General features: G+C 41.7%; 13 protein-coding genes. 6 read left to right on the plus strand and 7 right to left on the minus strand.

Going from position 1 to position 15,015, the window contains the following annotated elements; all coding sequences use genetic code 11:
• Window positions 1-47 precede the first annotated feature (47 nt).
• From B2863_RS06870 to B2863_RS06895, 6 genes are all read right to left on the minus strand, one after another.
• Window positions 48-953: a type II secretion system protein N gene (locus tag B2863_RS06870; protein WP_296208570.1), complete on the minus strand. Its 906-nt coding sequence runs from the start codon at window positions 951-953 to the stop codon at window positions 48-50.
• Window positions 954-1,781: a type II secretion system protein N gene (gspN, locus tag B2863_RS06875; protein ID WP_296208573.1), complete on the minus strand. Its 828-nt coding sequence runs from the start codon at window positions 1,779-1,781 to the stop codon at window positions 954-956.
• Window positions 1,782-2,010: 229 nt separating this feature from the next.
• Window positions 2,011-2,334, minus strand: a complete 324-nt coding sequence (locus tag B2863_RS06880) for an H-NS family nucleoid-associated regulatory protein (protein ID WP_101204384.1) — start codon at window positions 2,332-2,334, stop codon at window positions 2,011-2,013.
• 1,042 nt (window positions 2,335-3,376) lie between these two features.
• The gene (gene ssb / locus B2863_RS06885) at window positions 3,377-4,000 is read right to left on the minus strand and encodes a single-stranded DNA-binding protein (protein WP_101204383.1); all 624 of its coding nucleotides are present in this window, start codon (window positions 3,998-4,000) and stop codon (window positions 3,377-3,379) included.
• A gap of 317 nt (window positions 4,001-4,317) precedes the next feature.
• The gene (locus B2863_RS06890) at window positions 4,318-4,929 is read right to left on the minus strand and encodes a DUF3833 domain-containing protein (protein WP_296208576.1); all 612 of its coding nucleotides are present in this window, start codon (window positions 4,927-4,929) and stop codon (window positions 4,318-4,320) included.
• 141 nt (window positions 4,930-5,070) lie between these two features.
• Window positions 5,071-6,435 (minus strand): MFS transporter, encoded by a 1,365-nt coding sequence (locus tag B2863_RS06895; RefSeq protein ID WP_160022262.1) that lies wholly within the window; start codon window positions 6,433-6,435, stop codon window positions 5,071-5,073.
• 667 nt (window positions 6,436-7,102) lie between these two features.
• On the opposite strand from B2863_RS06895, the gene uvrA reads away from it, so the two are divergent.
• From uvrA to B2863_RS06910, 3 genes are all read left to right on the plus strand, one after another.
• Window positions 7,103-10,009, plus strand: a complete 2,907-nt coding sequence (gene uvrA / locus B2863_RS06900; protein ID WP_296208579.1) for an excinuclease ABC subunit UvrA — start codon at window positions 7,103-7,105, stop codon at window positions 10,007-10,009.
• Between the two features lie 312 nt (window positions 10,010-10,321).
• Complete coding sequence (locus B2863_RS06905; protein ID WP_102092584.1) at window positions 10,322-10,597, plus strand: hypothetical protein; 276 nt, start codon at window positions 10,322-10,324, stop codon at window positions 10,595-10,597.
• 128 nt (window positions 10,598-10,725) lie between these two features.
• Window positions 10,726-12,570, plus strand: a complete 1,845-nt coding sequence (locus tag B2863_RS06910; protein ID WP_296208581.1) for a P-loop NTPase fold protein — start codon at window positions 10,726-10,728, stop codon at window positions 12,568-12,570.
• A gap of 200 nt (window positions 12,571-12,770) precedes the next feature.
• On the opposite strand, the gene B2863_RS06915 is transcribed toward B2863_RS06910, so the two are convergent.
• A complete protein-coding gene (locus B2863_RS06915; protein WP_296208584.1) occupies window positions 12,771-13,052 on the minus strand; it encodes a DUF503 domain-containing protein in 282 nt (93 codons plus the stop codon).
• 133 nt (window positions 13,053-13,185) lie between these two features.
• On the opposite strand from B2863_RS06915, the gene B2863_RS06920 reads away from it, so the two are divergent.
• The 3 genes from B2863_RS06920 to B2863_RS06930 form a co-directional block, all read left to right on the plus strand.
• Window positions 13,186-13,974, plus strand: coding sequence for a threonine/serine ThrE exporter family protein (locus tag B2863_RS06920; RefSeq protein ID WP_296208586.1), 789 nt, complete (start codon window positions 13,186-13,188; stop codon window positions 13,972-13,974).
• 1 nt (window position 13,975) lies between these two features.
• On the plus strand, window positions 13,976-14,428 hold the full coding sequence (locus tag B2863_RS06925; protein WP_101205820.1) for a threonine/serine exporter family protein: 453 nt from the start codon (window positions 13,976-13,978) through the stop codon (window positions 14,426-14,428).
• A gap of 174 nt (window positions 14,429-14,602) precedes the next feature.
• Window positions 14,603-15,015: FAD-dependent oxidoreductase (locus B2863_RS06930; protein ID WP_296208588.1), on the plus strand; the 413-nt coding region annotated here is incomplete at its 3' end.

Here is a 15,015-nt window from a genome sequence, read left to right on the forward strand (position 1 = left end):
CTATGTGCTGAATTTTTAAGGAGCAATTTTGCTAGAAACCTACCTTGCTAGAACTGCTGGCGAATCGTAATAACTTGCTCACCACGTTGAACCTCTATCTGCGCTTCACCTGCTTGCTGTACTTGCTGAAGTACACCAGCATCTTGCGCTGGGTTATTACCTACGCTCTGTCCGTTGACGGTCAGTACCTTATCGCCTGGCTCAAGCCCTAAACGATTACGTAGGCCAGCAGGCATCGCCGCTGTTACTTGGTAACTTTCACCTGATGCCATCACCCCCATTCTACTTAAATAACTGGCAGGGTTTTCTTGCAAGGCCGTAACCGCTTCTTCGATAGCTGACTGTGGGCTATTTGGAGTGTCTGCGCCAGTTGTCCCTTCTACCTCAGGAACAGCGTTTTGTACTGGCTGGGGCGCTGTAGGCAACATGCTATTGTTTGGCAAACGCTGGTTACTTATTCCGCTTGCTAGCATATCACTTTGGTCTAATGGCATTGCCTCTGGCATTTTAATAACGGTTTCTTTATCGTTAGCATCAGCGATAATGACTGAATTCCAGTCAACAGCCACGAGCGTATAATCGCTGTCCTTTAGCCCATCACCGATGCGGTAATTTTTGACTTCCCCATTAACATTCAATAAGGCGGAAGACATGCTCTCAGGTATGGCTAGTAGGACACCTTTGAGCTCAATTTTGGGAGGTGGTTGCACAGCTGCGGTAACAGGATCGGGATCAGCAAAGATTGCAAATAAGCCACTATAATCGTTGGTAGATTTGGCATTATTCTGTAGAGGCGCTAAAGGCAATGCAGGTGCTAAAGGCGCTGCTAGCAGTAGCCATAAAAGACGGGCGGCTGTCCAGCATAGCCAAGCAATGGCTAACAACAATAGCCAACTTGAAAAGCGATTGAGAGTATTGATAACAGGTTTTAGGCTTGCGGCGATATTAAGCATTTAGTTCGCCCCCAAACCAGCTAGCAATGGCTGGCGTACACTGACAACTGGCGTATCTTGAGGGGCTTGTCCTTCATACTCAGGCATATTCTCTAGCAAGCGCTGCGTCAAACTGACATCGAGCATATTATCGCTGTCGAGATACAGATCTCCCAAACGCTTATCTTGATTATTCAGCAAATTAATATGCAGCAGATCTCTATTGTTTTTTTGCTCTGTACTAAGCTCAGCTCTTAGAGCAGGCATCGTAATATAAAAAACTTTGCCACCACTAGGATAGCCTACCTCACCACCAACCCAAGTCAATTGACCATCCGCTGCACTAAATCCGCCAGCGTCTTTAGCAGGCTCACTATTAGATGCGTCATTTTTATCAGACTGGCGCGTTAACGATACATTATTTACTTGAATAGGGGTATTTGGCAGCTGCCAGTTGACCATACTCGCTAGCGTCTCAGGTGCAATTTTCCCACTCATGTTGTCAACTTGCCATGAGTTCAAACCAAGTTTAACTTGCCCATTCAGACGTGTCTGTGCTGAGTGGATATTAACATCCGCACCTAGCTTACCTATGAGTAACTGCCAAGGCTGCCATGACCATTCTGCCATACCTGTAAGCGACGTCGATGACATAGGCAATTGCCAAATGGCAGCACCTTGCCATACGTTGCCAGATACATGCTGGACATAAGGCGTATCTGGCGCGTATTTCTCAAGTAACCATGCTGCTGGCATTTGCAAAACAGCAAATAGCGCAAACAACACAAACCCCACTAGCCACCAGAGCTTACGGGGACGTTTATGAGAAAACTCAGATACTTGGGCCACAGTCGTACAACTCTTATATAAGACAAAAACGTCATTATCATAACAAACAATGGCATATAGATGACAGAAAAAAAGCCAGTATCTTTTTGCCAAAATACTGGCAGTAAAGATACTGGCTTTTATTTTCTCGAAAGCAGCTCTATCTATCGCTAAATGATTGTAAATAAACCATTATCAATAGCAATTTCAAGCTGGCTCACAGAAAGGCATTTTATAAGAAAACAGCTAATTAAATAGCAAAATCTTCGATATCACGACCTGCTGCTAGCGCTTCAACCAACCACGTTGGCTTACGGCCACGTCCAGTCCAAGTTTCACTATGGTCATCAGTATTGCGATATTTAATACTGCGTTTTTTCTCTAACTTTTCACCAGCTTTCAGTATCTCTTCGATCGTTGCATTGCTATCTTCTGCAATCTGCTCGAACTGCATATAGGCATCATACAAACGTTGATGTTGTTTTTTAGCGATAAGTTGTTGAGCGTTTTCAGTGATAGCACGTAACTCATCCACGTTCAAATTTTCTAAATCAATTGCGTTATTTTTGCTCATAATAAATCCAACTATAAAATAAGAGTGTGGCCTCTATTGAGGTATTGTTTTTCGTGAAATAATGCAGTGAACAAATCGTTCATTGGCCATTAAATCTATGTATAAAATATCATTAACTCTAAAGAGTATATAATTTCTAATAACAGCCCGAACAATCTATTATAAATAGAAGATACATAGCAACAGATGCTCATTGTATCCATTTTAAATAAAATTAGTTTTAGATAAATCTAAACACATAAGTCACTATTCTTTATATATTGCTATTATAGCTTCGAAAGCATTTTCTAATAATAAAACAAAATTCTAGTATTGTGACTACTGCTAGAATTTCACAATAATATTTCGACAAAAACCTACTGTTAAAATAATAGAGTAGTAAGTCAATGCACTATACTCTCAAATACTGCTAATCTTGGAGATAGTTTTGCATTAGCTCTGTAACTTACTATATCGTTCCTATGGTGTTTTTTAAAGAAGTTAACTATTTCATACAAATATCTATTATCCAAATAGCTTTCGATTTATTAATAAGAAACAAGTAAAACTTTGGCTATTTTCATCGAAATTTATTTTGTTTATAGACAATCAATATATTAACTATATGCCATATAAAGTTAGTATAGCAATTTTTAAAACCAAACGTCACTAATCATAATTATTTTTTGGTATAAACGGTCAATATAGAGTATGGAAGGTAGTAAGCATACTAGCTAATGTGAAAACCAATAGTGTTAAACCAATAATAAATAAACTTAAGTTTATTCGATTAAAAATTAAGAGCATATTAAATAAATTAAAAAATTCTTTAATAAAAATTTAGTTTAACTATGCTAAAAAGCATCAACTGAATTACATTTCTGGATATAGTTAATCCTCTATAAAAGAGCTACAGCCTTAACCTCGTTTGAAGTATCACAGTTACATCTGCACTCAGTTGCCTTATATCTCTTTTAAACTGAATCAACTATAGCAAGCATTAAAAAAGCCCTGCAGTTGCAGGGCTTTTTTAGCATTTTTACATTAAAGTCTAAGGTATAAGTTAGAACGGAATATCATCATCTACAGGGCCATCTGGCATTGCTGTAGGCTTAGATTGTGCAGGTTTCTGTGCTGGCTGATTGAACTGGTTTTGCTGAGCAGGCGCCTGATTGTTAAAGCTGTTCTGACCACCTTGAGCCGCTGGTTGGTTGTAGCCACCTTGATGTGCCATCTGGTTATTTGCTTGCTGACCAAAGTTATTCTGGTTGTTTTGCCCACCTTGATTATTATAACCGCCACTTTGACCTTGGTTTTGACCGCCAAAGCTATCTCCACCTTGACCACCGCCAGTTTGGCCGTCGAGCATCTGCATTTGTTCAGCACGAATCTCAGTAATATAACGGTCTTGACCACTTTGGTCTTGGTATTTACGTGTACGCAAACTACCTTCGATGTAGACTTTGCTGCCTTTACGCAGGTATTGCGCTGCGATTTCACCTAAACGGTTAAAAAGTGCGATACGATGCCACTCTGTCGCTTCTCTTTTTTCACCGCTTTGTTTGTCTGTCCATTGCTCTGATGTCGCAACCGAGATATTGGTTACGCTACCGCCATTGCTGAATTGGCGTGCCTCAGGATCTGCTCCGAGGTTACCGATGATGATAACTTTATTGACTCCGCGCATGATACCGTCCTTTTACTTATGAATAATTTAATAAACTGTTTTAATCGTTATCTGATAGCATCAGTTGGCACTATCAATTGTATAATTTTACTTTAACCAATTTTTATCGAAATATCTATAGGCTACCTATGGTGCACGTCAGTCTATGTCGCTTAGATACTCTATCTTGATATACTAGTCAATATTGTAGAGTCCAATAAATAACAGGTAATAGATAAATATGCTGCTATTTTGCCATTTTAAGACGCTGAAGAACACCGTCTACCTTTATCGATATTGAATAACACCTTACTTATTATCAAATGATTTAGACATTTTTAATTAACATCGGAAGGCTTGCGGTGCATGCTCAATGTCACGCTACCCAGCTCTACGCCAAATTTTTTCATCACTGAGCGATTAAGCATGACATCCTCATTGATAAGATACATCCAATCATCGAACGTCACTTTGTAGGTTTTGTCCTCGACAGGTAACTCTAACAAGTAATTCCAGTGCAACGTATTGCCAACCACTTGCCCTGTTGCCTCACCAATGACATCACCTGCGACACCTTTCCAGCTGCCATCTGTCTGCTCAGTCAGACGCCATATACGCTGCGATTTCGTGCCATCTGCCCACGAGAATTTCTCGTTTAAGATAATGACATCGTCTCCCTCATGGGTTGCATCAATGTCGACATAAAAGCGCTTTTTGACTTCGCCATTTCGACCTTGGAACATACCCCAACCATCGATTTGACCCGAAAAAAACTCATGCATGTCGAGCGTTGGTGTAGTGTTCTGATACGCCTGAATATTTTGCGTAGCGCAACCAGAGGTCAGCAGCATGGCTGATAAACCAAGACCTACGGTTAACTTGGCTATTGAGCGATGTGCCTTCTTTTTACCTTCGATGACACTACCAGACAACATCTCAAATTTACTCATATTAATTCCTTTTAAGTAGAAATAAATAGTTAGTTTCCACTGATTGATACTGATGGTTTATGAGATTGCTGTCTGTGCAATTTTTGCTATTTGGCTTTGTTTCTATATAAAAACATAAGCCTAAAGCTGTTATATGTCGTATTAAATATCTAGCGGACTTTGCGCCAAACTCGATAGCTGCTGACGTGAATCATCCGTCAACTGTGTCTTATCTAACTTTAAATAGGCGACCTGCTCTTTTGCCATTACGACCAGCTCGTCAACGCCATCTACTGCCAGCATCTGTCGTGACCAGTCTTGGATATTGATGTCTTTGGGAATAGTAACCGTTGTGCTCGATAGATAAGGTGGCTGAGAAATGGGAATAATAATAAGCAATGCGGCACCCATAATAATAGCCAGTATGCCCCACGCCAACAAATTAGGCTGGCTTAATAACAGACCACCCATTGCCCCGCCTACAAATGCTCCAAAGAACTGACTGGAAGAATTAAGCCCCATTGCGGTCGCTTTATTGGCGACTGGTGCGCGCTTAGATATCCATGAAGGAATCGTCGCCTCAAGCAGGTTAAAGCCCATAAAATAAAGCAGCAAACCCAATATGATACCAACACCGACCTGACTGCCAAGCGCAAGTATTGCTAAAGCGGCGGTCATTAATGCAATCGCACCCAAAAAAACCTGACGCATTTTGCGTTTCTTTTCAGCGATGATGATAAACGGTATCGCGATGGCGAAGCCAATAAACAATAGTGGCAAATACACCATGCCTTGCTGACGTACTGACAAGCCAAGTACGTCACTGAGCTGGTGCGGCAATATCACAAATATCGCCGTCATCGTTAGATGTAGCGCAAAGATACCGATATGTAAGCGGTTAAGATCGCCAATCTTGAGGACAGTGGCTAACTGTTGACCGATGGTTTTGTTATCCAGATTATGCTTGAGCACGCGCATAGGCGTCGGTACTACCACTAATAGCAGCATCGCCAAAATAGCAAACCCTGATGTTAGCCAAAACAGTCCAGAGATACCGAGCGAGCCGACTAATAATGGACCAAAAGCAAAGGCAAGCATAATAGAGGTCGCAATCGTCAGCCCCATCGTGGCCATCGCTTTGGTACGCATTTCCTCACGAGTCACATCAGCCAATAGTGCCATAAGCACAGCAGAGACCGCACCACTACCCGCCAGCGCTCGACCAATGATGACTTCATAAATATCCGTCGCATTTGCGGCAATCATGCCGCCGACAGCGAATAGTATCAAACCCAGAAAGATAATAGGCTTACGCGGGAATTTATCAGCAGCCAAACTCATCGGTATCTGAAAGATGGCCTGCCCTAAGCCATAAATACCAACGGCCAACCCAATCAAAAACGGCGTCGCGTGTGCGTAATTGTCACCGTAGACAGAAAATACCGGCACAATCATAAACAAGCCAATCATACGTAAGGCAAAGATGCCACCGACTCCGAGGATTGCCCGTTTCTCTACGCTATTCATACTTGCCTCACTGGTTGATCATTGCTGGTTGCTCACTGTTATCTTTCACGACTAACACTGCGCTATACCATGATTTATCACTACTGGTTTATCAAGGCATTGGCCTATAAATCAAGCCCCCTAGTATAAGACATTCGCCGTTTGGTTGCCGAGACTTTTGTCTTACTGGTGCAGCAATGTATGCGCCCTCAACCCAAGCCATTCATATTACGAGATTATTTTGTTACTAAGTGCATCAGATGCACAGTCATGCCTTGAATAATGCTGTCACCATGACAATAAAGTAAAACGTTGTCAGCACAATTAATGGCTAACTCACCATATCTATGTAACGACGAACGCTCCTATAAAATGACATTTTTGGTCAAAACCATAACAAACGATGCCTGTTACTTAACACTGATTTGATTTAGATTTGCTTAGTCCTATAAAAAATAGTCGTAGGAACGACAAACAATATAAAGCCAAACAATAATAGAAAATGAATAACTAGGCTGGCATAACTTTTACCTTATCAATGTATGTACCTTTTATAAAAACACTACTTATAACAACATCATAAATTTAGAATTATTCACGTTTTAACCAACCACTTTACTGATCTGTATTTACTTTTGACTTGAGATATTTCCCAATCCCCTTTTAGCAAATAGGAAACCTGTAACCGATGGCACATGACCATATCGCAATACGCGGCGCACGTACTCATAATTTAAAAAACATCGATTTAGACATTCCACGAGATAAATTCGTGGTAATCACTGGCCTATCTGGCTCTGGTAAATCTTCGTTGGCATTTGACACGCTATATGCGGAAGGGCAACGTCGTTATGTCGAGAGCTTATCGGCATACGCTCGTCAGTTCCTCTCGCAAATGGAGAAACCTGATGTCGATAGCATCGAGGGTCTATCCCCTGCGATTGCTATCGAGCAAAAATCAACCAACCATAACCCGCGCTCGACCGTCGGTACGATTACCGAAATTTATGACTATCTGCGTCTGCTCTATGCACGCATCGGTACGCCATATTGCCCTGAGCATGGTGAGCCAATGGTCGCGCAGTCGGTCACTGAGATGGTCGATCAAGTCATGGCTTTGCCAGACGACACTAAGATTATGATCTTGGCACCGGTCATTCGTGAGCGTAAAGGTGAACATACCGTCTTACTTGAGCAGCTGATTGGGCAAGGTTTTGTCCGTGTGCGCGTCGACGGTGATGTCTATGACACTGATGAGCTACCGACTCTGGATAAGAAGAAAAAACACACCATCGAAGTGGTGGTTGATCGCTTTAAAGTCCGTGACGACTTGGGCAACCGTGTCGCTGAGAGCTTAGAGACGGCTCTACGTCTAGGTCAAGGACTGGTCACGCTGCACTTTATGGATGGCAACCCAAAGGAAGGCGGTGACGAAAACCAAGTGATGTCAGCCAAGCATTCATGCCCTGTTTGTGATCGTGCAGTGCCTGAGCTTGAACCACGTATGTTCAGTTTTAACAATCCCTATGGCGCATGCCCAAGCTGTGATGGTCTTGGTAAACGTCAATATTTCGCCGCTGAAAAATTGATTACCCATCATGAGAAGTCACTTAACCAAGGCGCAATAAATGGTTGGGACAAGCGTCATGCGTACTATTTCGGTTTGCTTAGCACTGTCTGTAAGCATTTCAAAATTGACATGGATGCACCGTGGCAGGACCTGTCAAAAGAACAGCAAGACCTAATCATGCATGGCTCTGGTAAAGAAAAACTGACCTTTAACTTTACCGATGAGCGCGGTCGCAAAACGAACAAGACTGTACCGTTCGAAGGTGTCCTTCCTTACCTAGAGCGTCGTTATGCCAAGACGCAAAGTAACCTTGTCCGTGACGAGTTAGCTAAATATCTGGCTGATACCACTTGTAACGTCTGTGACGGCGCGCGCCTGAATGAAATCTCACGCAATGTCCGTGTTGATGATCAGACCATTGCAGAAATCGTTAAGCTGTCTATCGGTGATGCGGCTGACTATTATAAAACGCTAAAGATTGGCGGTCATAAAGGTGAAGTCGCCGAAAAAATCTTTAAAGAGATTAATGAGCGCTTAAACTTTCTCGTCAGCGTCGGGCTTGATTATTTAACACTCGCCCGCTCTGCCGAGACGTTATCGGGCGGTGAAGCACAGCGTATTCGTCTAGCCAGCCAAATCGGTGCTGGTCTGATGGGTGTGATGTACGTACTTGATGAGCCATCAATCGGTCTGCATCAGCGTGACAATGATCGTCTGCTAAAAACCCTAACGCGCCTGCGTGACTTGGGCAATACGGTACTGGTCGTAGAGCATGATGAAGATGCGATTCGCCAAGCAGATCACGTCATCGATATCGGTATCGGTGCAGGCGTGCACGGCGGTCATGTCATCGCTCAAGGTACGGTCGATGACATCATGGCAAACAAAGAATCGCTGACTGGGCAATATATGTCTGGTAAGAAAAAAATCGAGATTCCAACTGTGCGTCATAAAGCCAAAACCATCGATGTGGAAGTCAAAGGTAAGGCTAAAGCCAAGAAAGTACCGATGACCATCGAGCTAAAAGGCGCGTCAGGTAACAACCTACATGATGTAGATTTGACCATTCCTGTTGGTATCATGACTTGTGTGACGGGTGTCTCAGGTTCGGGTAAATCGACCTTGATTAACCGTACGCTTATGCCACTGGCAGCGACACAGTTAAACAATGCTTCAACGCTGATTGCCGATAAGTTTGAAAGCATCAGTGGTCTTGAGCATTTGGACAAAATGGTCGATATCGATCAAAGCCCAATCGGCCGTACGCCGCGCTCAAACCCAGCGACTTATACTGGCGTGTTTACCCCTGTGCGTGAGATGTTTGCCCAGACCCAAGAAGCGCGTGCTCGTGGTTACAAGCCTGGTCGCTTTAGTTTCAACGTAAAAGGCGGACGCTGTGAGATGTGCCAAGGTGATGGTCTTATCAAAGTTGAGATGCATTTCCTACCTGATATGTATGTGCCCTGTGATACCTGTGAGGGCAAGCGCTACAACCGCGAGACGCTAGAGATTCACTATAAAGGCAAAACCATCGCTGATGTGCTCGATATGACTGTTGAAGATGCCGTTGAGTTCTTCTCAGCGATACCAGCGATCTATCGTCGCCTGCAAGCATTGATGGATGTCGGTCTGAGCTACATCCGCTTGGGTCAGTCTGCGCCAACACTATCAGGTGGTGAGGCGCAACGTGTCAAACTGGCGCGTGAGCTTGCCAAACGCGATACGGGACAGACGCTGTATATCTTGGATGAGCCAACCACTGGTTTGCATTTCCATGATATCGATAAGCTGCTCAATATCTTGCATGCCCTACGCGATAAAGGTAATACTATCGTCGTCATCGAGCATAACTTGGATGTTATCAAGACGGCGGATTGGGTGATCGACTTAGGCCCTGAAGGCGGTAAAGGTGGCGGTATGATCATCGCTGAAGGTACACCTGAGGAAGTGGCTGAGGTCAAAGAATCCTACACGGGTATATTCTTAAAGCCAATGCTTGAACAAGGTATGAAAGAAGTCAGCTAATACCGTTAGTCCTGATTGATAAAAGGCCACTTTTTATAGGGTGGCCTTTTTTATTGGTTGGTATAAGGCAAAGCGCAAACTATAAGCTATGAATGAAAATCGATATATAGAGTAAAACTTAAGTTATTTCGCTACGTTACCTTTCTTAATATTTATTAAAGATACTTAAAAGTTAAATGTATTAGTATTTAAATAGTTAGGTATGACGTGTAGATATATACGATATAGAAATAACTGGTTAATAACGATATAGCCAACGCAAATTGACGTTACTCATTCTTGTATGACCTCTGAAACTCTTAAGGAATTCTTATGAAAAAATTACTGTTTATTGTCTTGGCATCTACTGTTGGCGTTAGCGCCTGCGCGTCAAGCGGCACATCAAATGGCACAAGCGATCGCAACCATCAAAGACCTGCGATGTCTGCTGATATGAAGCAAGCCATGGATGACTGTGCTCAACGAGCTGGCGTAAAAATGTCTAAAGAGAATCGTCCAAGCCAAAGTGATATGAAAAAACTAGAAGCCTGTATGACTGTAAAAGGGTATAAAAAACCTGAAGGACATGGTCAAGGCCGTCCGCAATAATTAGCATTTTTTAGATGATTAATGATAAAAGGCTACTCTATTAGGGAGTGGCCTTTTTTGTTGGGTGAGGTTTTAAATTTGGTGCTAATATAATTGCTATTCTAAGAACATCTATAGGACAGTTATCAATGGCAAATTTAGAAAATCTTGAAAAACGACTTGCAGATCTAATTGATAAAGAAAGCTCATTTGCTATTGCACTAACTGGCGAATGGGGAATTGGTAAGACACAATTTTGGAAAGATTTCTACGAGAAAAATCATAAAAATTTGGGTGTCAATAAATATTCTTATGTCTCTTTATTCGGCATTGACTCAATAGATGCTTTGAAGTTCGAGATTGCACTTAGTACTCATGCTACTACTCAAAAGAAGGACTACCTTACTGGACTGAAAGGTATATTTAAGAAAGGATTGGATGCTATAGATTTACCAAAACTCGAAGGTACGGGTGTCACTTTGTCTCTTGGTAAAGGCTTAATTAGCAGTGCCATTACCAGTCTTATTGGAGATACTTTGATTTGCATTGACGATATTGAAAGGCTATCTAAAAACTTAGACATTAAAGATGTGATGGGTTTAGTGAATCATTTAAGCTTAGAAAAAAACTGTAAAGTAGTAGTGATATTACACGAAGGTAAAGCAGATAAAGAATTTAGAGAATATAAGGAAAAAGTGTTTGATGAAGTATTAGTTTTAGATGACTCATTATCAATTATTAAAGATAAAATTAGTGATATCGATACATTTCCTATTTACGAAAAATTCTATCAAACTATGGGTGTTAGAAATCTTAGATTTTATCAGCGCGCTCAGAAGGTTTATCATGAAATAATAAAACACTCATCATCACTATCAAAGTTGAGCAAAGAAGAAATCCTAAGACAAATTCTTATTATCAAGCTTGTTAATGACATTCCTGAATTTCTTGATGTCGATATGAAAGAGTTAGAAACATATTTTTCTGAAGATAGTCTCGATGACCGATTAGATATCTTTTTAAAAAGCGATAATGATGCGTTAAAAGCGAAGGTTAGAACTAAAAAAGATGATGTAGAGGAAAAGCTTTCAAGATTCTATCCTAACTTTCGTATGGAGGGATGGACTGAAATTGTTATCGAACTGATTACGCATATTGATATAGATAGTGAAAAATTTGAAAGACTGCTAAACCAAGACTTAATCAATGAAGAAGCTTTAGAAAGTGATAGAGAAAAGAAAGATTTGATGGCTGAATATCGTAATTTAAACTCAGATCAAAGCTTCAATCAGAGACTGTTTGACAATATTAAGGATAGGATAGATAGAGAAGCATTCCCTAATTTAAGCTTCTATTATAATATACTCGAAAAAAATGGTTCTCCTGAGTTAGCCAAAAAATTTGAAGAGTTAGTGAAACAATATATAGAGGACAAAGTCAAGAAAGGACCAAGCGAGTGGTTTATAGGAGATTATTACCTTAGAATCCCTGTACCTCCTGATATTTTTTATAAGTTCCTTTTGCAGACCATTAGTAATCAGAAAAAGGGACTAGCTCTAAATACTGATGCTAGCACTCTATCCGAAATTTTTATGCGATTTTGCAAACATGGAAATGATAGCGAGGATTTTTTTGAAGCCATACAAAATATTAGTAAAGAAAATTTCAGTTCTGTTGTTTGGCAACCGCTTGATGATGGAATAGATAGAATTAGATATGTTCGAGAATTGCTAAAACACCCTGCTTTTAAAGTTGAGATTGCCAAATTTAACAATGAAGATAGAATTGATACAGCGATTTGGTATTATCAAGAGCTGGTAAATGCTCAAAAGCTATCTCCTTTTATCCGTCAACCAGTTGTTATTCAAAGCAAATTAAATGAAGTTAAGCAATGGACTCTAGAGTTGCTCCAAAAGCGGATCGTAGAGAAGCCGAATAGTAAAGCAGCTATCGAACATCTTTTAGAACTTACGAATAATTTAGAGAAGATGTAACAGTAATACTAAATAGTTGCCTTGAGACGAGGTTTAACCCCGACTGTAACAGTTATCCTTGGTTGACCACTGGATTGCGGTGACTTAGCTAGGAGCAATATCGAGACAACAGGAATGCTACTGGCTATTAGTCATCGCTCTAGTGGGCGACCAAGATATTAGCGAAAAGTGGGATTGGATCTCTATGAAGACGCCGTAGACTAAACAAACTCCTTCTCAATATTCATCACCCTTGCATCTACCGTACGTTCTAGCTTTTCCTCAATTTGACTACATTGCGACTCAACCTCACGTTTAGACAGGCCAACGATCACAAACGTCCATTCGCTGGCATCATGCCGATCACGCTCGCCGCTCTCACAGACCGCAACACTTGGCGTATTGCCAAAGCGCGCGTGCAAGCCGCCCATACGGTGGCGTTTCTCTTTTAGAGAACCACAGCCGGGCAATGAAAACGTCAATGTCAAAATAGCGATATGCATTTTATACTCCTTGCCAAAAATTTTTATAATAGCAGCCAACATAATATTCGATAATGACTGATATTGTCTGCGCGTCAGCACCTATACCCTTTATAATAGTGTATCAATACCAACCAATCTGCGTATCTCACCCATGACCTCTATCAGCTACGTAAAGCAGCAGCGTATTACTCGACTATGCGTGCGCTGCGGATTACTTCTTATGCAGTATGGCGCTGAGTCTGCCGTGGTGGTGGACTTATCCAAACGCTTGGGGCTTGCCTTGGGGATGAATAGCGTCGAATGTTCGCTGAACTTTAATGCTATTACCCTAACGACTATCTGTGACGAGCGCTGTATTACCACCACCAGAGATACGATCAATCAGAGCATCAATGTCAATTTATTAGTACAGATCCAGCAAATCGTCAACAAGACCGAAGCCACTATCGACCATCATGACTTGATTGACCGCACTACCCTTGCCTTTGATGAGTTGGATAAGGCCGTATATCCAACATGGTTAGTAAGCGTGTTTGTTGGCGCATCTTGTGCCGCATTTGCTTATCTGAATGGCGGTAGTTGGTCGATTACGGCGGTGACATTTATCGCTGGCATGGTAGCGATGTTTACTCGGATCTATCTATCCAAGCACCACTTTAACCCCTTTATCACTGTCATTGTGACGGCATTTATCGCTTCACTGATTGGGGCGACGACTTACTATTTTGATATTGGTAACAATGCGGATATCGCTGTTGCCTCTAGCGTACTGCTATTGGTGCCAAGCTTTCCTTTGATTAATTCTTTATCCGATATCTTAAAAGGCTATGTCAATATTGGCGTTGGGCGTGCGGTCTTTACCTATATGCTGACCTTGTCCGCGTGCGTCGGTATCGTGATGGCGCTGGTTTTACTTCGCATACAGCATTGGGGGTTTTAAGATGTGGTTTATTAAAACCGTCATACTGTCTTGTATCATCACCCTTGGTTGGACGCTAATGTTTAGCGTACCCAAACGCTATATCTTGCCGTGTTTACTGATGACCGCATTTGGCTTTGGACTAAAGACAGCACTCGTTTATCAACACATTCATATCGTGGTTGCTAGCTTTTTTGGCGCGATGCTTGCTAGCTTTTTGGGTGTGTACTTTTCTAAGAAATATACTCTGCCGCCCAAAGCGCTCATCTCGCCTAGCGTCATTTGTATGATGCCTGGTATCGCCGCTTATAAGGCGATGGTCAGTATGGTACAGATAGGTTACTTTGGCTTTTCAGACGAGTTGTTTAGCCAAATGATGGTGTATTTGTTTGAAGCACTATTTGTCACCTCAGGATTGGTACTTGGCTTGTCTATTCCGGGACTGTTATTTTATAGACGTCGTCCTATTGTATAAATGGGTTTGAGTAGATTTAAATATCTAAATGCTAGGCTTTTCTTAACCAAGCAGCGTTTATAGTCAAGCGATTCAACATACGCTAACCATAAAAAACTTGTAAGATGAATGACAAGACCCATTACAGTAGAGTCAGAAACAGCACCAATAACAACTTAATAAAGAGACCGTATTATGACCAAACATTATGACTATATCTCTATTGGCGGCGGTAGCGGCGGCATCGCGTCACTCAACCGTGCAGCCAGTTATGGCAAAAAATGCGCAATTATCGAAGCCAATCAATTGGGCGGCACGTGTGTAAATTTGGGCTGTGTTCCCAAAAAGGTCATGTGGTATGGCGCCCAAGTGGCTGAAGCTATCCATAAATATGCGCCAGATTATGGTTTTGATGTTGAGTTAAAAGGTTTTGACTTCCAAAAGCTGGTACAGAGCCGCCAACAATATATCGAAAACATTCACCGCGCTTATGATAACAACTTGGCCAAAAACGGCGTCGAAGTGATCAAAGGTTTTGCTAAGTTCGTCGATACCAATACCGTCGAAGTAAATGGCGAGCTGATTACCGCTGACCATATTTTGATTGC

It is taken from the genome of Psychrobacter sp. UBA3480, assembly GCF_002377945.1.
GTDB lineage: Bacteria > Pseudomonadota > Gammaproteobacteria > Pseudomonadales > Moraxellaceae > Psychrobacter.